Annotated in this window: 19 protein-coding genes and 1 pseudogene; 6 read left to right on the plus strand and 14 right to left on the minus strand. The window is 66.0% G+C overall.

All coding sequences use genetic code 11. The annotated features are described in order from the left end of the window. Window positions 1-34: 34 nt before the first annotated feature. Together ACSSV4_RS04230 and ACSSV4_RS04235 are read left to right on the plus strand one after the other, a co-directional pair. A complete protein-coding gene (locus ACSSV4_RS04230; protein ID WP_454273683.1) occupies window positions 35-634 on the plus strand; it encodes a DsbA family protein in 600 nt (199 codons plus the stop codon). A 4-nt stretch (window positions 635-638) separates the two neighbouring features. Continuing rightward, window positions 639-1,451, plus strand: a complete 813-nt coding sequence (locus ACSSV4_RS04235) for an alpha/beta fold hydrolase (RefSeq protein ID WP_454273685.1) — start codon at window positions 639-641, stop codon at window positions 1,449-1,451. Between the two features lie 5 nt (window positions 1,452-1,456). On the opposite strand, the gene ACSSV4_RS04240 is transcribed toward ACSSV4_RS04235, so the two are convergent. The 6 genes from ACSSV4_RS04240 to ACSSV4_RS04265 all read right to left on the minus strand — a co-directional run bounded on the left by ACSSV4_RS04240 (window position 1,457) and on the right by ACSSV4_RS04265 (window position 8,283). Continuing rightward, window positions 1,457-2,431 (minus strand): glutathione S-transferase family protein, encoded by a 975-nt coding sequence (locus tag ACSSV4_RS04240; protein WP_454273686.1) that lies wholly within the window; start codon window positions 2,429-2,431, stop codon window positions 1,457-1,459. A 373-nt stretch (window positions 2,432-2,804) separates the two neighbouring features. Beyond that, a complete protein-coding gene (gene ptsP / locus ACSSV4_RS04245; RefSeq protein WP_454273687.1) occupies window positions 2,805-5,048 on the minus strand; it encodes a phosphoenolpyruvate--protein phosphotransferase in 2,244 nt (747 codons plus the stop codon). 67 nt (window positions 5,049-5,115) lie between these two features. Beyond that, window positions 5,116-6,354 (minus strand): aspartate kinase, encoded by a 1,239-nt coding sequence (locus tag ACSSV4_RS04250; protein ID WP_454273689.1) that lies wholly within the window; start codon window positions 6,352-6,354, stop codon window positions 5,116-5,118. Between the two features lie 287 nt (window positions 6,355-6,641). Beyond that, the gene (locus ACSSV4_RS04255) at window positions 6,642-7,289 is read right to left on the minus strand and encodes an SDR family NAD(P)-dependent oxidoreductase (protein WP_454273690.1); all 648 of its coding nucleotides are present in this window, start codon (window positions 7,287-7,289) and stop codon (window positions 6,642-6,644) included. A gap of 23 nt (window positions 7,290-7,312) precedes the next feature. After that, window positions 7,313-7,735: a DUF1178 family protein gene (locus ACSSV4_RS04260; RefSeq protein ID WP_454273691.1), complete on the minus strand. Its 423-nt coding sequence runs from the start codon at window positions 7,733-7,735 to the stop codon at window positions 7,313-7,315. Between the two features lie 71 nt (window positions 7,736-7,806). Then, a complete protein-coding gene (locus tag ACSSV4_RS04265; protein ID WP_454273692.1) occupies window positions 7,807-8,283 on the minus strand; it encodes an NUDIX hydrolase in 477 nt (158 codons plus the stop codon). A 254-nt stretch (window positions 8,284-8,537) separates the two neighbouring features. Between ACSSV4_RS04265 and hemP the strand changes: the two genes are divergently transcribed. From hemP to bfr, 4 genes are read left to right on the plus strand one after another with little or no spacing between them, the layout of a single operon-like run. After that, on the plus strand, window positions 8,538-8,702 hold the full coding sequence (gene hemP / locus ACSSV4_RS04270; protein WP_454273694.1) for a hemin uptake protein HemP: 165 nt from the start codon (window positions 8,538-8,540) through the stop codon (window positions 8,700-8,702). Then, window positions 8,699-9,169, plus strand: a complete 471-nt coding sequence (locus ACSSV4_RS04275) for a hypothetical protein (RefSeq protein WP_454273696.1) — start codon at window positions 8,699-8,701, stop codon at window positions 9,167-9,169. The genes hemP and ACSSV4_RS04275 overlap by 4 nt, the downstream gene beginning before the upstream one ends. 19 nt (window positions 9,170-9,188) lie before the next feature. Next, window positions 9,189-9,482 carry a (2Fe-2S)-binding protein gene (locus tag ACSSV4_RS04280; RefSeq protein ID WP_454273697.1) on the plus strand — a complete coding sequence of 98 codons (294 nt, stop codon included), beginning with the start codon at window positions 9,189-9,191 and terminating at the stop codon, window positions 9,480-9,482. Then, window positions 9,430-9,915: a bacterioferritin gene (bfr, locus tag ACSSV4_RS04285; RefSeq protein ID WP_454273698.1), complete on the plus strand. Its 486-nt coding sequence runs from the start codon at window positions 9,430-9,432 to the stop codon at window positions 9,913-9,915. The genes ACSSV4_RS04280 and bfr overlap by 53 nt, the downstream gene beginning before the upstream one ends. Window positions 9,916-9,957: 42 nt before the next feature. Here bfr and ACSSV4_RS04290 read toward each other — a convergent pair whose 3' ends face one another. The 8 genes and pseudogenes from ACSSV4_RS04290 to ruvC form a co-directional block, all read right to left on the minus strand. Continuing rightward, entirely contained in the window at window positions 9,958-11,316 is a 1,359-nt protein-coding gene (locus tag ACSSV4_RS04290) for an MATE family efflux transporter (RefSeq protein WP_454273699.1), read from the minus strand. A gap of 42 nt (window positions 11,317-11,358) precedes the next feature. Beyond that, complete coding sequence (locus tag ACSSV4_RS04295; RefSeq protein WP_454273700.1) at window positions 11,359-12,267, minus strand: nickel/cobalt transporter; 909 nt, start codon at window positions 12,265-12,267, stop codon at window positions 11,359-11,361. After that, window positions 12,249-12,893, minus strand: a complete 645-nt coding sequence (locus tag ACSSV4_RS04300) for a DUF1007 family protein (RefSeq protein WP_454273701.1) — start codon at window positions 12,891-12,893, stop codon at window positions 12,249-12,251. Before ACSSV4_RS04300 ends, ACSSV4_RS04295 begins: the two co-directional genes overlap by 19 nt. A 73-nt stretch (window positions 12,894-12,966) precedes the next feature. Then, complete coding sequence (ppk2, locus tag ACSSV4_RS04305) at window positions 12,967-13,869, minus strand: polyphosphate kinase 2 (RefSeq protein WP_454273879.1); 903 nt, start codon at window positions 13,867-13,869, stop codon at window positions 12,967-12,969. A 109-nt stretch (window positions 13,870-13,978) separates the two neighbouring features. After that, window positions 13,979-14,615 (minus strand): annotated as a pseudogene (locus tag ACSSV4_RS04310) (hypothetical protein). A 108-nt stretch (window positions 14,616-14,723) separates the two neighbouring features. Continuing rightward, window positions 14,724-15,752 carry a Holliday junction branch migration DNA helicase RuvB gene (gene ruvB, locus ACSSV4_RS04315; protein ID WP_454273702.1) on the minus strand — a complete coding sequence of 343 codons (1,029 nt, stop codon included), beginning with the start codon at window positions 15,750-15,752 and terminating at the stop codon, window positions 14,724-14,726. A gap of 3 nt (window positions 15,753-15,755) precedes the next feature. Continuing rightward, window positions 15,756-16,421 carry a Holliday junction branch migration protein RuvA gene (gene ruvA, locus ACSSV4_RS04320; RefSeq protein WP_454273703.1) on the minus strand — a complete coding sequence of 222 codons (666 nt, stop codon included), beginning with the start codon at window positions 16,419-16,421 and terminating at the stop codon, window positions 15,756-15,758. Continuing rightward, window positions 16,418-16,924 carry a crossover junction endodeoxyribonuclease RuvC gene (gene ruvC, locus ACSSV4_RS04325; protein WP_454273704.1) on the minus strand — a complete coding sequence of 169 codons (507 nt, stop codon included), beginning with the start codon at window positions 16,922-16,924 and terminating at the stop codon, window positions 16,418-16,420. Before ruvC ends, ruvA begins: the two co-directional genes overlap by 4 nt. Between the last annotated feature and the right edge of the window lie 13 nt (window positions 16,925-16,937).

Raw genomic sequence — 16,937 nt, forward strand, 5'->3', positions numbered from 1 at the left:
CGCGCAAAGCGATGCGAACGGAGAGCACGGTGAAATGGCCCATATAGATTATTATTTCTCGACCTTGTCACCCTTTGCCTATCTGGCAGGATCCGGGCTGGAAGAGATCGCGGCCAGACATGGCGCAAGCGTGACCTACAAGCCGCTCGACATCATGGCCCTCTTTGCACGCACCGGCGGTACGGCCCCCGCCGAACGGCACCCGTCGCGCAATGCCTACCGCGCACAGGAATTGCCGCGACAGGCCAGGAAACGCGGCCTGCCGCTCAATCTCAAGCCCGCGCATTGGCCGACCAACCCGGCACCCTCGTCCTATGCGATCATCACCGCGCAGAATGCGGGCGGCGGCGATGTGGGCGCGCTGGTGCAATCGGTCCTGCGCGCCTGCTGGGCCGAGGAGCGCGACATCGCCGAGGATGCGGTGGTCCGCGACTGCCTGCAAAAGGCGGGCTTCGATCCGGCGCTCGCCGACAAGGGCCTGCTGAGCGGGGCCGAGACCTATTCCGCCAATCTCGAAGAAGCGGTGAACCGGGGCGTCTTCGGCGCGCCGTTCTACGTGGTCGACAGCGGGCAGAGCTTCTGGGGCCAGGACCGGCTCGAAGATCTCGACCTGCATCTGGCAGGCAAACTCTGAGATCATGCCCAAGGCGCGCCGCGCGGGCCACGCGACCCACTGGACGACTTTCGGCACCGGACCGCGCCCGGCGCTCGGCCTGCATTGCTCGTTGTCGCATTCGGGCAGCTGGGCCGGGATCATGCGCCTGCTCGGCAATGACGTGCAACTGACCGCCTTCGATCTGCCCGGCCATGGGCAGAGCGGCCCGTGGCTGGGCACCGGCGAGATCCAGGCGGCGAGCACGGCGATCGCGGCGGATTTTCTCGACCGTCCCACCGTGATCATCGGCCATTCCTTCGGCGCGACGGTGGCGCTGCGGCTGGCGGTGGAGCATCCCGATCTGGTGCGCGCGCTGATCCTCTACGAGCCGGTATTCTTCGCCGTGGCACTGGCCGATCAGCCACAGATCCGCGCAGAACATATGGCCGAGATGGCCGAGTATGCCGCGGGCATCGCCTCGGGCGACATGGCGCGCGCGGCGCAAGGCTTTCTGCGGGTCTGGGGCGACGGGCGCAGATGGGACGATCTGCCCGCGCCGGTTCAGGCCGGGCTTGCCGCGCAGATGCCGCTCATCGAGGCTGCCGCTCCGGCGCTCTATGACGATGCCGGGGGCATGCTGGCCCACAATGCGCTCGGGCGCATCGCCGTGCCGGTGTTGCTGATCGAGGGCAGCGCCTCTCCGTCGATCATTCCGGCCATCAATGACGGGCTCGCCACGCGCCTGCCCCGCGCCGCGCGAGCGGTGATCGCCGGGGCGGGACACATGGGGCCAATGACCCACCCGCAACAGGTCGCCTCCGAGATGCGCCGGTTTCTCGACCGGCTCGACGCCTGACGCCCTCAGCCGCGCCCGTGCGGCGCGTCGTAATCGGGGCGCGGGTTGATCGGGATGATTCGGTCCGGATTGATCGTGTCATGGCTGTAATGGTAGTGCCGCACGATATGGTCGAAATCCACCGTCTCGCGCACACCGGGCCATTGGTAAAGCTCGCGCAGATAGCCCCAGAGGTTGGGGTAATCGACGATCCGGTGGCGGTTGCATTTGAAATGCAGGTGATAGACCGGATCGAACCTGATGAGCGTGGTGAAAAGCCGCCAGTCGGCCTCGGTCAGCCGCTCGCCCATCAGGTAGCGGTTCTGCGACAGCCGCTCTTCCAGCCAGTCGAGGCTGTCGAAGAGCGGATAGACGGCGGCCTCATAGGCCTCTTGTGAGGTGGCAAAGCCGGATTTGTAGACGCCGTTGTTGACGGTGTCGTAGATGCGCGCGTTGACCGGCTCGATGGCATCGCGCAGGTCTTGCGGCCAGTAATCGTCGGTATTGCCGGTAATCCCGTCAAACGCCGAGTTGAACATGCGGATGATCTCGGACGACTCATTTGAGACGATGGTCTCGCGCTCGGTATCCCACAGGATCGGCACGGTCACGCGGCCGGAAATCTCCGGATCGGCCTTGAGATAGATGTCGCGGGCATAGGGCAACCCGTAGAGCCGGTCACCGGTGGCACCGGCAAAGTCGGTGCGAAACTCCCAACCCTCGGACAGCATGTCGGGATGCACGACCGACACGCCGATGTGATCCTCCAGACCCTTGAGGCTGCGAAAGATCAGGGCGCGATGCGCCCAGGGGCAGGCATAGGCGACATAGAGGTGATAGCGCCCGCTTTGCGCCTTGAAGCCACCCTCGCCCGAGGGGCCGGGGCTGCCATCCGGGGTGATCCAGTTGCGGAATTTCGCGGTCGAGCGGACAAATTTGCCGCCCGTCGATTTGGTGTCGTACCAGGTGTCGTGCCAGACGCCGTTGACCAGTTGGCCCATGATGATGCCCTCCTTCTTTGGTGTGAAGGTAGGGTGCCAGGACGGCAGGGATAAGCCATAGCACCGCGCAGGGGGCGTGCAGGGGTGCACAGGGGGAATGTGGTCCGGGGCGGGCCTTGAACTGCCGTTGGCCTCTAGCACCAATACGCGGAATCGAGGTGCCGCAGGCACCGCCGCGCAGCGCCCGACCGCCCCCCGGGCGGGCGCTTTTGCAACGTATCAAGTAATTGAAAACGCGGAAGTATTGGGCTGATATAAAGTGCCTTCCGGAAAGGGTGCCGCGCCCACCCGCGGTCGGGCACCGCGCGGCTTAGCTCTATAACCGCCAACGGCAGCTTCAGGCCATCACGATCCACCCCGCACCAACCGCCATTCACAACTTTCCGCGCAGATACTCCATCACGGCGGGGCGCACGCTTTGCGCGCCGACGCTGCGTTCGGCATGGATCACGTCGCGCAATTCGCCAAGGTCGATGCGGCGCAACACGCTCTTGACCGGGCCGATCGAGGCCGGGCGCATCGAGAGCGTGCGAAACCCGATGGCGGCAAGGCAGGCAGCCTCCACCGGGCGGCCCGCATCCTCGCCGCAGAAACTGAGCGGCGTGTCGAGCGTCGCGCAGCGATAGACGATGCCTTCGAGGAAGTTGAGAAAGCTCACGTTGAGCGTGTCGTAGCGGCGGCGCACGCGCTCGTTCTCGCGGTCGGCGGCAAAGAAGAACTGCTTGAGATCGTTGCCGCCCACCGAGAGGAAATCCACATCCGCGTAGAACGAATCCGGCGCGAAGGCGAGCGAGGGGGTCTCCAGCATCGCGCCCACCTCGATCAGTTCGGGGATCGGGTGACCGAGGATGCGCTCGCGGGCCAGGGCCTTGTCCATCTCGGCGCGGGCGGCGGTGAATTCGTCGCGCTGCGCCACGAAGGGGAACATGATCGTCAGCGGTCGGCCCTTGGCGGCGCGGATCAGCGCCTGAAGCTGCATCCGCATGACGCCCGGTTTATCCAGACCCACCCTAATCGCCCGCCAGCCCATCGCCGGGTTGGGCTCGTCGGTGGCCTTCATGTAGGGCAGCACCTTGTCAGAGCCGATATCGAGCGTGCGAAACACCACGCGCTGCTCCTTGGCGGCGTCCATCACGCGGGCGTAAAGCTCCGACAGTTCGGCGCGCTTGGGCATGTGGTTGCGAATGAGGAATTGCAACTCGGTCCGAAACAGGCCAACGCCCTCTGCCCCCGAGCTTTCGAGGCTCGGCAGATCGGCCATCAGCCCGGCATTCATCTTCAGCTTGATGCGCGCGCCACACAGCGTCACGGCGGGCTTGTCGCGGATCGAGGCATAGCGCTCCTGCGCCTGTGCCTGCATCGCCATCTTGTCTCGAAACGCCGAGACGATGGACTCGCCCGGTCGCAGATGCGCGATCCCCTGATCGCCATCCACCAGGATCAGATCGCCGTTGAGCGCCTCGGTGGTGATGCGCTGCGCGTGAATGATCAGCGGAATCGCGAGCGCGCGGGCGACGATGGCGGCATGGCTGCCCACCGCGCCTTCCTCCAGCACCACCCCCTTGAGGCTGCGGCCATAGTCCAACAGTTCGGCAGGTCCGATATTGCGCGCCACCAGAATCGGATCGGCGGGCATTTCCGCGCCGGTCTCGTGGCCCTGTCCGGTGAGGATGCGCAGCAGGCGGTTGCTGAGGTCATCAAGATCATGCAGCCGCTCGCGCAGATAGGCGTCGCTGACCTGGCTCATCCGGGCGCGGGCGGCGGACTGCTCCTTTTCGACGGCCGCCTCGGCCGAGAGACCGCTGTCGATATTGCTCTCCATCCGGCGCATCCAGCCCTTGGAATTGGCGAACATGCGATAGGCTTCGAGCACGTCGAGATGCTCTTTCTCGCCGCCCCGTGCAGAGCTGAGCATCCGGTCGACCCCCACACGCAGTGTCTCGACCGCCTCATGCAGGCGCTCGAGTTCGCGCGCCGGGTCCTCGGCGATGGGATTGGTGACGACGACACGCGGTTCGTGCAGCCAGACATGACCCTGCGCCGCACCCTCCTGCCCGCAGGTTCCGCGAAACAGCACCGCCTGCTGGTGGCGCGCCGACATCGCGGCGCCCTCGCCCACGAAGGCGCCCAGTTCGGCCATCTCGGCCAGCACCATGGCCACCACTTCAAGCGCGTAGATCTCTTCCTCGGAAAACAGCCGCGCCTGTTTCGACTGCACCACCAGCACGCCCAGTTTCTCGCCCAGTCGTTGCACCGGCACCCCGGCAAAGGAGGAATAGGCCTCCTCCCCAGTCTCGGGCATGAAGCGAAAGCCCTTGGCGGCGGGGGCATCGTCGGTGTTGATCACCTCGCCCGAGCGTGCCACCCGGCCCACCAGCCCCTCGCCCAGCTTCATCCGGGTCTGGTGCACGGCCTCGGCCTTGAGCCCTTCGGTGGCGCAAAGCTCCAGCGTGTCCTCGTCGCGGAAAAGGTAGATCGAGCAGACCTCGGTATGCATCTCCTCGGCAATAAGCCGGGTGATCTGGTCGAGCCGCATCTGCCCGCCGGCATCCTCTGCCATGACCGCGCGCAGGCGGCCCAGCATCTGGCGGCTGTCGGTCTTGAAGCTGTCGCTCATGGGTGGCGGTCCCCCGGGGCCGTTTCAGGGCTGGCCTGCCCGGCGCGCCGATGACCCGCGCGCAGACTCAGGCCGATTTGTCCAACTCGAACGCATCATGCAGGGCTTGAACCGCGAGTTCCATGTATTTCCGGTCGATCAGAACGGAAATCTTGATCTCGGAGGTTGCAATGACCTTGATGTTCACACCTTCGTCACTCAGCGTCTTGAACATCCGCGCCGCGACACCCGACTGGCTGCGCATGCCGATGCCCACCGCCGAGACCTTGGCCACGTCGGTATCCGCGATCAGGTCGTGATAGTTGATCTGCCCTGCCTCCTTGGCCGCCTGCAACGCCTTTTCGGCACGTTTGACCTGATCGGTCGGGCAGGAGAAGGTCATGTCGGTGCGGCCCTCCTCGGCGATGTTCTGCACGATCATGTCGACGTTGATCCCCGCCTCGGACAGCGGGCCAAAGATGGCCGCCGCGATGCCGGGCCGGTCGGCCACCGAGATGAGGGTCATCTTTGCCTCGTCCCGGGAATAGGCGATGCCGCTGACAACATTCGATTCCATGATTTCCTCCTCGGCGCAGACAAGCGTGCCGGCCTCATCCGTTTGTTCCTCGAAACTGCTCAGCACCCGCAGCTTCACATTGTAGCGCATCGCCAGCTCGACCGAGCGGGTTTGCAGCACCTTGGCCCCGAGCGACGCCAGTTCCAGCATTTCCTCAAACGCGATCTTGTCCAGTTTGCGCGCCTTGGAGCTGATCCGCGGATCGGTGGTATAGACGCCGTCGACATCCGTGTAGATGTCGCAGCGCTCGGCATTGAACGCTGCGGCAAAGGCCACGGCGGTGGTGTCCGACCCACCCCGCCCCAGCGTGGTGATGCGGCCCTCGGGGCTGATCCCCTGAAAGCCCGCGACCACCGCCACCCGCATGCCCTGCGCGAAGCGGTCGTTGATATTGTCAGGCGGGATCTCCTCGATCCGGGCGGAAGAATGCGACGAGTTGGTTTTCAGCGGCACCTGCCAGCCCTGCCAGCTGCGCGCGGGCACATCCATTTCCTGCAAGGTCAGCGCCATCAGCCCGGCGGTCACGTTCTCGCCGGAGCTGACCACGGCATCGTATTCCCGCGCGTCATAAAGCGGCGAGATCTCGCCCACCCAGTTCACCAGCTCATTGGTCTTGCCCGACATGGCCGAGACGATGACGATCACGTCATAGCCCTTGGCCACCTCGACGCCGACGCGCTTTGCGGCACGCCGGATGCGGTCGATATTGGCGACCGAGGTGCCGCCGAATTTCATCACGAGAACGGGCATGTGCGCGGTCCTGAGGCTTTTTCACCGGACGGGGTGTACGCATGGTCGCACGCGCGCGCAAGAGCGCAGGTGTCGCGGGGGTGTTTGGGTGCGGCGGCTTGGGGTTGGGGCATCTTGGCCTGACGCTACCGTTGCCGTAACCCGCGCGAAACGCACCGAAGGTGCCGCGCGATCGTCATGCCAGAGGCATGCCTCCGGCATGACGCCGTCCCGCAGCCGGACCGTCCTGCGGCACCTTCTGGCGGCGTGCAAGGTCCACTCCAGGCCAATCACCTCACCGCCCCGCCTCAATACGGGTGATCGCGCCCGTCCCATGTCTGGAAACAGCCCGTCGAGGTCATGTCCAGCGCGGCAAACCGCGCAAGCAGCCCGTCGGCCGCCTCATCCACCGAGATCTCGGCCGCGTCGCCGCCCATCTCGGTGCGTACCCAGCCGGGGTGATAGATGCCCACCGCGATCCCCTCGAGTGCCAGATCGGCGGCGAGGTTGCGCCCCAGATTGAGCGCCGCCGCCTTGGAGGCACGGTAGATATAGCTGCCGCCGGGCGCGCGGGTGTGGCTGGCCATCTGGCTTGAGATGATGGCGATCTTGGCACCCTGCGCGGCGCGCAGATTGGGCAGCAGGCTCTGGACGCTCAGAAACACGCCGGTGACATTGGTGGCAAAACTCTCGGCCCACATCGCCGCCGGATAGCCGGTCTCCAGCGGCTGGCCCTTGTCGGGATAGATGCCCGCATTGCAGACCAGCAGATCGACCGGGCGGTCCTGCAAATGCTCCGCCAGCGCACCGCAGGACACCGGATCGGTCACGTCGAGCGCCACCAGATCGTCGACCGGCACCCGCGCGGTGCCGGTAACCTGATGTCCGGCGGCGCGGTAGCGTTCGGCTATCGCATGGCCGATCCCACGATTCGCGCCGGTGATGACGATATGCATGGGGATTGCCTTTCTTCTCGCGGTCAGTTCGCCTTGCGCCGCGGCAGGAACGGCAAGGGCGCGACCGGGACGCCATCCTCGATCAGCCTGCGCGCGTCTTCCAGTTTGGCCTCGCCGTAGATGCTGCGTTCGGGCGTCAGCCCGTCATGCATGTCGCGCGCCTCGCGCGCGAAATCCACGCCGACGTAATCGGAATTTTCCTCGATCTTGCGGCGCAGCGCGGCCAGCGCCTTTGCGACCGGGGCGGGATCGGTCTCGCGGGCCTCCGTCAGAGCAACGCCGCCCGACTGCACGCGCGGGGCCATCAACGCCTTTTCCACGCGGGTTGAGCCGCAGACCGCACAACTCACCATGCCTGCGGCGTGCAGCGTGTCGAAGGCGGTCGCGGACTTGAACCAACTGTCGAAGCGGTGGTCCGCCTCGCATTTCAGCGAAAACTGTATCATCATTCGATCCATCTGATCATCATCGCATATTTACGCCCTGCGCGGCCAAGATCAAGCGCGGTCGGCGTGGCCTATAACCCCAGCTTGCGGGGATCGAAGCTGCGGATCAGGTGCGCCAGTTCGCTTTCCCCCACCCGCTTGGCGGCTTTCTTGGGGCGCAACCATTTATGCCGACGCTGACCGACCTCGGGAAACCTGGCCGCCATGGATTTGACCTGAACCGGATAGACCATCACCAGGCACGGCACGCCGCGCTCGGGCCCGACCACCTTGGTGTAGGAATAAAGCCCGAGCGCCACGCCATGCGCCACGCCGCGCACGCCAGCCTCCTCCCAGGCCTCGCGCAGGACCATGTCCGCGGGGGTGCGACCCGGCATCGGCCAGCCCTTTGGAATGATCCAGCGGCCCGATCCCCGGCTGGTCACCAACAGGATCTCGGGCTTGCCGTCGCGCATCCGATAACACAGCCCGCCGAATTGCGTGCGCACCTCGGTCTTGGGGGCCGCAGGCAGGCTGAGCGGCTTCTGCTTGATCGCCTGAAGGGTCATCGCTGGATCCGGTCGGGTTGCGCGGCTCGATCCCGTCAGGGACACGGCAACACTAACGCGCAAGAACCCGATCTGACCAGCGGCAATTCACAGCTTTAAATCCGACTGAAAATATCAGAATTGACATTCCCTACTAGAACAGTAAGAAATAGGAAGCCAAGCCAGTCCGATCCAAGGCGAGCCCGGCGTAACGCGAAACGAGAGGGAATCACCGGCATGGCATATCCGATGACCGACCGCGCGGGGGCACAGACATGATCCGCGCGCAAACCAGAACCGCACCCGACCTCAGGGCCGAGGCCGCCTGTCACGACGCCCGCGCGCTCACCGGCGGGGCCAATACCGCGCTGATCGTGCTCGACGGCCAGGTCTATACCCTGCGCATCACCCGCGCCGGCAAGTTGATCTTGACCAAATGAAACATGCGCGCACCTTCACCCCCGACGCGCCCGTGGCGCAGATCGACGAGATGACCGGCCTGCCGGGCACGGTCATCGCCTGTCTGCGCCAGTGGAATCGCGGCGGCGCCTCGGCCGCCCTAGGCCTGCTGCGCACGCAGATGGCCGAAGCCCCCGCCTGCGCCGCCTTCGAGGCGTTGCAGGACCTGACCGAGGTTCTGGGCCCGCATATCCGCCGCCCGCTGCGCTGTCACGCGCCACAGTGCCACTGCGTCGGGCTCGACGAGGCGGCCTTTGCCCGCTTCGTCGAAGAGGCAGCCCTGGGCGAGCGCGAGGATGCGCTGATGCTGGCCAGCCTGCTGGTCGCGCCGCGCGGCATCATGCCGCTGGCGGATGCGGCCGGTCGGTTTGGTCTCGCCCTGCACCGTGCGCTATTGTGCAACCGGGCGCAGAGCATCCCCGACCCGGTAAACACGACACGACATTGAGGCAGAGGAAAGACACCCGATGATAATCTGTCACTGCATGGCGATCTCCGATGACGACATCCATAGGGCCATGGACTGGATGCGCGCCTCGGACCCCGACACGCTGATCACCCCCGGCAAGGTCTACCGCGCGCTGGGCAAACGCGCCGATTGCGGCGGGTGTCTTCCGCTCTTTGTTGACACCATGCGCAAGACAGATAGCCTTGGTATACCTATGCAATTGCGCGGACTTCGCCGCGCCACCACACAGGGAGACGCACATGAAGGGCGACGCCAAGGTCATCGACTATCTCAATCAGGCGCTCAGGAGTGAACTGACCGCCGTCAGCCAGTACTGGCTGCATTACCGCCTGCAAGAGGACTGGGGCTATGGCCGCATCGCCGCCAAGTCGCGCGAGGAAAGCATCGAGGAGATGCACCACGCCGACAAGCTGATCGAGCGGATCATCTTTCTCGGCGGGCATCCGAACCTGCAGAAACTCGACCCGCTCCGCATCGGGCAGACCCTGCGCGAAACGCTCGAGTCGGACCTCGCCGCCGAACATGACGCGCGCACCCTCTATATCGAGGCGCGCGATCATTGCGACAGCGTCAGCGATTACGTCTCGAAGAACCTCTTTGAGGCGCTGATCGCCGACGAGGAAGGCCATATCGACTTTCTGGAGACGCAGATCGACCTCTTCGACGATCTCGGCGCCGAGCGCTACGGGCTGCTCAATGCCAGCCCGGCCGATTCGGGCGGGTGACAGCAACACGCGCAAGCCGTCCGACAACGGCTTGCGATCCTCTCAGGCCCGGCCCAACCCGCGCGCCGACCAGCCCCAGAACCGCAAGAGCATGAACACCCCCGCCAGCGCCAGCCCCACCGCGAGGCCAAGCCAGATGCCCGCCCCGCCATAACCAAAGGTGAAGCCCAGCACATAGCTCACCGGCACGCCGACCGCCCAATAACTCAGCGCAGCGATCACCATCGGCACGCGGGTATCCTGCACCCCGCGCAACAGGCCCAGCGCCATGACCTGCGCCGCATCGACCAGCTGAAACAGCGCCGCCGCGGCCAGCAATCCGCGCCCGATCTCGATCACCGCGGCGCGGTCGGGGTCATTCGGGTCGAGAAACAGGCCGATCATCGGGTCGGGCAGCGCCAGAAACAGCGTCATCGTCACCAGCGCCACTGCCCCCGACAGCCCCAGCACCACCCGCGCCCCGTCGCGCAACCCCTGCCCGTCGCCACGGCCATAGGCCTGCCCCGCGCGCACCGTGGCCGCGTTCGACAGGCCGACATGCACCATGAACACCACCGATGTCACCTGTAGCGCGATGCCATGCGCCGCCAGCGGCAGCGTCCCCAGCCAACCCATCATCACCGAGGCGGCGGCGAACAGCCCGACCTCCGCGAGATTGGTCATGCCGATCGGCCAGCCGAGGCGAAAGACGCGTGTCAGCGCGTCCCAGTCAGGCCGCCAGAGGCGGGTGAAGAGCGCGTGTTCGGGGGCCACCAGCCGCACATAGACCATCAGCGCCAGAAGCGAGCCGATATGCACGCTGAGTGACGCAATCGCCGCGCCCCGCACGCCCAGTTCGGGAAAGCCCAGATTGCCGAAGATCAGCAGATAGTTGACCACGATGTTCATCGCCACCGCCGCCAGCGTGATCCACAGCACCACCGCCGTGCGTTCCAATGCTGCGAGATAGGATTTCAGCACCATCACCATCAGCGCGGGCAGAATGCCCCAGCCGGCAATGATCAGGTAATCGGCGCCCAGCGCCGAGGTGGACGGGGCCTGTCCCAAGAGACCGAACACCGTCTCCGAGCCCAGCATCAGCGGCAATGTGACAAGACCGAACAGCACCGACGCCCAGAGCCCCATACGCGTGACGCGGCGCACCTGCGCACCTTCGCCGCTCGCCTCCGCCGAGGCCACCATCGGCATCACCGCCCAGGCAAAGCCCGAGCCCATGATGAAGAGCACGAAAAACATCGTACCGCCCAGCACCTCGGCGGCCAGCGCCTCGACCGAATACCAGCCGAGCATCAGCGCATCGGTGAGGGTGATGGCGAACTGCGCGACGTGGCTGCCGACCAGCGGCAGGCCAAGGCCCATCACGGCGCGGGCGTGCTGGCGATATGAAAGACGGTGTTGCATGGGATTGGCGTTAGCCGGGGCAGTCCGCGCGCGCAAGCCCCCTCAGAGCACCGCCAGCATCAGTTGCAGCGCCAGCGCCGCAATGACCACACCCGCCGCAAGCTCCAGGAGCGGCAGCGCGCGGGCAAGGCCGCCCCCCTGCCCCGTACCCAGCCGCGCCAGCGCCCCCTCGCGCAGCGTGACCGAGGCCAGCGCCACCATGAGCGTCACGCTCGCCGTGCCCAGCCCCATGGCGAACGTGCCGAGGATGCCCGCCATCTCCAGCCCCATGCGCCAGGTCAGGATCAGCAGGAACAGCGCCCCGGTGCAGGGCCGGATCGCCACGGCGGCAATCAGCGCCAGCGCATCGCGCCAGCCGGTGACCGATGCGGCCTCCTCCGCCGTGGGGCCATGCGTGTGCCCGCAACTGGAACAGGTGCCGTCGTGGTCGTGGCTGTGGTCATAGCTGACGACGCGCGCGGCGCGCAGCCGCCGCAGCCCGCGCAGCGCCAGCCATGCGCCCACGGCGGCGATGGCGCCGTAGCTGGCAGGGGCCATGATATCCTCGGCCAGCCCGGTCATGCGCTGCCGCGTCAGATCAAAGAGGAACACGCCGGCATAGACCAGCAGCACCGCCGACCCCGCCTGCGCCAGGCTCGAGGCAAGCGCCAGCGCCGACAACCGCAGCGCGCTCACCCGCGCGGCCATGCCATAGCCGCCGATCAGCAGCTTGCCATGCCCCGGCCCCGCCGCGTGGAAGAAACCATAGGCGAAGCACAGCGCCATCAGCCCGGTCAGCGCCCCCGGATCACCCGCCCGCAGGCTGCGCAACAGCCGCGCCATCGCCTGCTGCGTCTCGGCCTGCCCGGCATTGGCCCAGGCCGACACCGCCCCGGCCCCGCCAAAGCCCCAAAGCCAGACGACCAGCGCCAGCAGGCCCAGCGCCGCAAGGCTCAGGACGGGGCGGCGCATGACAGAACCATCGCCTGCGAAAAGAGATTGCCCACCTCGACGCCCTCATATTGCTCTTCGGCGCTAAGCTCGCCCAGCATCTCGCGAAAGGCCCGTTGCGAGGCATCCAGATCCGGCTCGCGGATCGTGTAGCTGCATCCTTGCGGCAGGCGGATCGGGCCGGTCAGCGTGTGCTCCACATAATAGGTCGGATCATAGGCCTCGACCCTGAGCCCGTCGCCCGGCACCGGGCCGAACGTGCGCTCATGCGTGGCGACGATGCGGCCCTCCTCCAGCGCGATGCCGGTCGGCACCGGATGATCGAGCGCGATCTTGTCCTCGCCGTGATGCATGTAGAGATCGCCCTCGAACCCCTCGGGCCACTCCACCAGATCAAATCCCTTGAGCTGTGCCAGTTCATCCTCGGTCAGCACCCCGTCGCCATCGGGGTCGAGCCCCATGTCGCTGAGAATGAGCAATGAGAAGAAATCGTCATAGGTCCACGTCACCTCGACGCGGCTGAGATTGCCCTGATCGTCGCCGGTAAACTCCAGCGCGACATCGACAAAGACATGCGGATGCGCGGCAAGATTGCCGACGGGCAGGCAGAGGCAAAGGGCAAGCGCGATGCTACGGGTCCGGATCATGGGCGCATGATTACGCAGGTCGCGGCACACGGGCAAGCGCACAAGCCGCGCCCGCGCCCGCAATGCGCGAAAATCAGCGCGGCTTGCGGTCGTCGGGATGCAGCGACTTGCCCAGGATATGATCGCTCTTGTGCAGCACATGCTGCGCGGTCGAGACAATCAGCGGATCGGGCGCACGGGCGACTTTCAGATCCTTGCCCGGATAATCCAGCGAATGAAGGAAATGCAGCATGCAGTTCAGCCGCGCGCGCTTCTTGTCGTTGGATTTGACCACCGTCCAGGGCGCATCGGCGGTGTCTGTGTAAAAGAACATCGCCTCCTTGGCCTCGGTGTAATCCTCCCACTTGTCGAGACTGGCACGGTCTATGGGGCTCAGCTTCCAGTGCTTGAGCGGATCGGTCTCGCGGCTGGCAAATCGCGCGCGCTGTTCGCCCTGGCTGACCGAAAACCAGTATTTGAAAAGCCGGATGCCGGAACGCACCAGCATGCGCTCCAACTCGGGCGTCTGGCGCATGAATTCGAGATACTCCCACGGCTCGCAAAACCCCATCACCCGCTCGACACCGGCGCGATTGTACCACGAGCGGTCATAGAGCACGATCTCACCGGCGGTGGGCAGATGCTCCACGTAACGCTGGAAATACCACTGGCCCCTTTCCTGATCGGTCGGCTTGTTGAGCGCCACAACCCGCGCGGTGCGGGGGTTGAGATGCTCGGTGAACCGCTTGATCGTGCCGCCCTTGCCCGCCGCATCGCGCCCCTCGAAAAGCAGCACGAATTTCTCGCCCGCGTCCTGCGCCCAAAGCTGCACTTTCAGCAGTTCCGCCTGCAACCTGGCCTTCTGCGCCTCATAGCTGCGGCGGCTGAGCCGGGTCGCATAGGGATAGTCGCCGGTTTCGAAGGCCAGCCGCAGCGCGGTCGTATCCTGCGGGCCGGCGGCGGTGGGGGAGGTATCGGCCGCAACCGTGCCGTCCAAAGCCTCTGTCTGTGTCACGTGGCTGTCCCTCGCTCTTGTTGGTGAGATGACGCCAAGTCTAACCTTTACGGCCACGGCCCGCCTTGATGCGTGTCAAGCCCGCGCCGCGCTACGTCGCCGTCAGCCGCGCGCTCAGCCGCAGCGCGTGGCTCGGGTCCTCGGCGACGGCAGGCAGCACCGGATCATAGCCCGCCCGAATGAGCGCGCCGATCTCGGGGCGCAGCATCAACTCGCCCCCCCGGCAAGGCCGCCAGCGGCGACCGATCGGTAAAGGCCCGGTCCGACCAGAGCAGGATGGTCTGCACGATCTGGCTCAGCGCCAGCGTCTCGGCGGGCACCGCACTCAATTCCTCATCCATCCGCAGGAAGACGAACGACGCCCGGATCGCACCGCCCGCGTCAAACCGAAAGATGCGATACTGATTGGCCCCCGCCGCCACCAGTCGACCCACCAGCGGATCCAGATCCGGCACCAAGCGGTCGAGGTCCGGCACCTCGCGCAATTCCTCCCAGTCGCGAAAGAAAAAGATCATCAGGTTCGCGCCCAGTTCCGCGTCGGTCTCGGCCATCCGGTGCCCTGCCAGCGCCACCACCGCCTCGATCGCGCCCTTGACGATGCCGAGCGTCCGGTCATCGACACCAAAGACGATGGGCACGATGGGTCGCCCCCAGCGGGCAAACAGAAACGTCCCGTCGGTGCGGGTAAACAGCGCCTCGATCTCGTCCGCGCTCAGGGTCTCGCTCATCGGTCAGCCTCCCGTTGCGGCCCCCTCTAGCAGGCCCGCCCCGATCCCGCAAATCCCGGTTTCTTTATGGCAAAAATACTCAAATCCGACACCCGCACCGGGGCGCTGTCACTTGCCGAACAGATCGTTCTGCCCCTTGGTCCCCGGCGCGGGCAGCCCCAGATGCGTCCAGCCGCCCTGCGCCAGCATCCGCCCGCGCGGCGTGCGCTGAATCAGGCCCTGCTGCAACAGGAACGGCTCGATCACCTCTTCCAGCGCGTCGCGGCTCTCGCTCAGCGCGGCACTAATGGTCTCGATCCCCACCGGCCCACCCTGATAGGCCTCGGCAATCAGCCGCAGATAGCGCCGGTCGGCGCCATCCAGCCCCAGATGATCCACCCCCAGCCGGGTGAGCGAGGCATCGGCCAATTCCCGGCTGATCTTGCCACCGCCCTCGACCACCGCGAAATCCACCACCCGGCGCAACAGACGCCCGGCAATGCGCGGCGTGCCGCGCGCGCGGCGGGCGATCTCGCGCGCGCCATCTGTATCGGTGGGAATGTTCAGCAATTTCGCATTGCGCCGCACGATCTCGTGCAACTCGTCGATCTCGTAGAATTGCAGCCGCGTCGGAATGCCGAACCGGTCGCGCAGCGGCGTGGTGAGCAGCCCCAGCCGCGTCGTCGCGCCCACCAGCGTGAAGGGCTGCAACTCGATCCGCACGGTGCGCGCCGCGGGCCCCTCCCCGATCACCAGATCAAGCTCGAAATCCTCCATCGCGGGGTAAAGCACCTCTTCCACCGCCGCGTTGAGCCGGTGAATTTCGTCGATGAAGAGCACATCGTTGCGCTCCAGATTGGTCAGGATCGCCGCCAGATCCCCCGCCTTCGCGAGCACCGGGCCAGAGGTCATCCGAAACCCCACCCCCAGTTCGCGCGCCATGATCTGCGCCAGCGTCGTTTTGCCCAGACCGGGCGGGCCGTGAAACAGCGTGTGATCCATCGCATCGCCACGCTGCCGCGCCGATTGGATGAACACCGCCAGATTGGCCCGCGCCTCCTTTTGCCCGATGAATTCCGACAGCGCCTGCGGCCGCAGACTGCGGTCCTGATCCTCGGGCAGTTCCTCGGCGCGCAGGGTGGGATCGGGATCGGTCACATCTTAACCTTTCGGTGCCAGCAGCCGCAGGGCCGCGCGGATCAGCGCGGGGGTCTCGGCCCCGGGGGCCTCATTCGCCGCCTGCGCCACAGCCCCCGCCGCCTCGCCCGGGGCGTAGCCCAGATTGGTCAGCGCCGACAGCGCCTCGGCCTGCGCGCCGTTGCCCGACGGCATCACAGGGGCCGCAACCGGGGCAGCGACGCTCTCGGCCTCGATCACCTCGCCCGCATCCTGCGCGGGCGGTGGCGCGCTGCCCATCGCCATCACCGTGGGCGCCTTGTCCTTCAACTCGTTGACCACGCGCTGCGCGGTCTTGGCGCCCACCCCCTTGGCCGCCGTCACCGCGTTCCAGTCCCCCATTGCGATGGCCCGGCTTACCCCGTCCGGGCCAAGCGCGCCCAGAATGGCCAGCGATGCCTTGGCCCCGATCCCCTGCACGCTCATCAGCAACCGGTGCCATTCCTTTTCCACCAGCGTCGGAAACCCGAAGAGTTGCAGGATATCCTCGCGCACCAGCAGATCGGTATAAAGCGCCGCCATGCCGCCCACGCCCGGAAGCGACGATAGCGTCCGGTCCGAGCAATAGACCAGATAACCCACCCCGCGCACGTCAATGAGCACGTGATCGCTGGCGCGATAGTCGATCCGCCCGGCAATCCGCCCGATCATGCGCCCGCCCTCGCCACGGCGCGCGCCAGCATGTCGCCCGAGCGCGCGTGATGCGCGTGGCAGATGGCAATCGCCAGCGCATCGGCTGCATCCGGCCCGGCCAGCACCACGCCGGGCAGTTGCACCTTGACCATATGCGCGACCTGTTCCTTGGCGGCATGGCCCACGCCCACCACCGTTTTCTTGACCGAATTGGGCGCGTATTCACCCACGCTCAGCCCGTATTGCGCAGGCACCAAGAGGGCAATGCCCCGCGCCTGCCCCAGCTTGAGCGTGCCCGCCCCGTCCTTGTTGACAAAGGTATGCTCCACCGCTGCGGCGGTCGGATCATAGCGATGGATGATGTCGGTCAGCTGCTCATAGAGCGACAGCAGCCGCGCGCCCAGATCCGCCCCGGTCGAATGACAGATGCCATTGGCCACATGGCTCAAACGGCTGCCATCCACGTCGATCACGCCCCAGCCCATGTTGCGCAACCCGGGATCTATGCCCAATACCCGCATGTTTTTCAGCCCT

The organism is Roseovarius sp. MBR-154, from assembly GCF_053628595.1.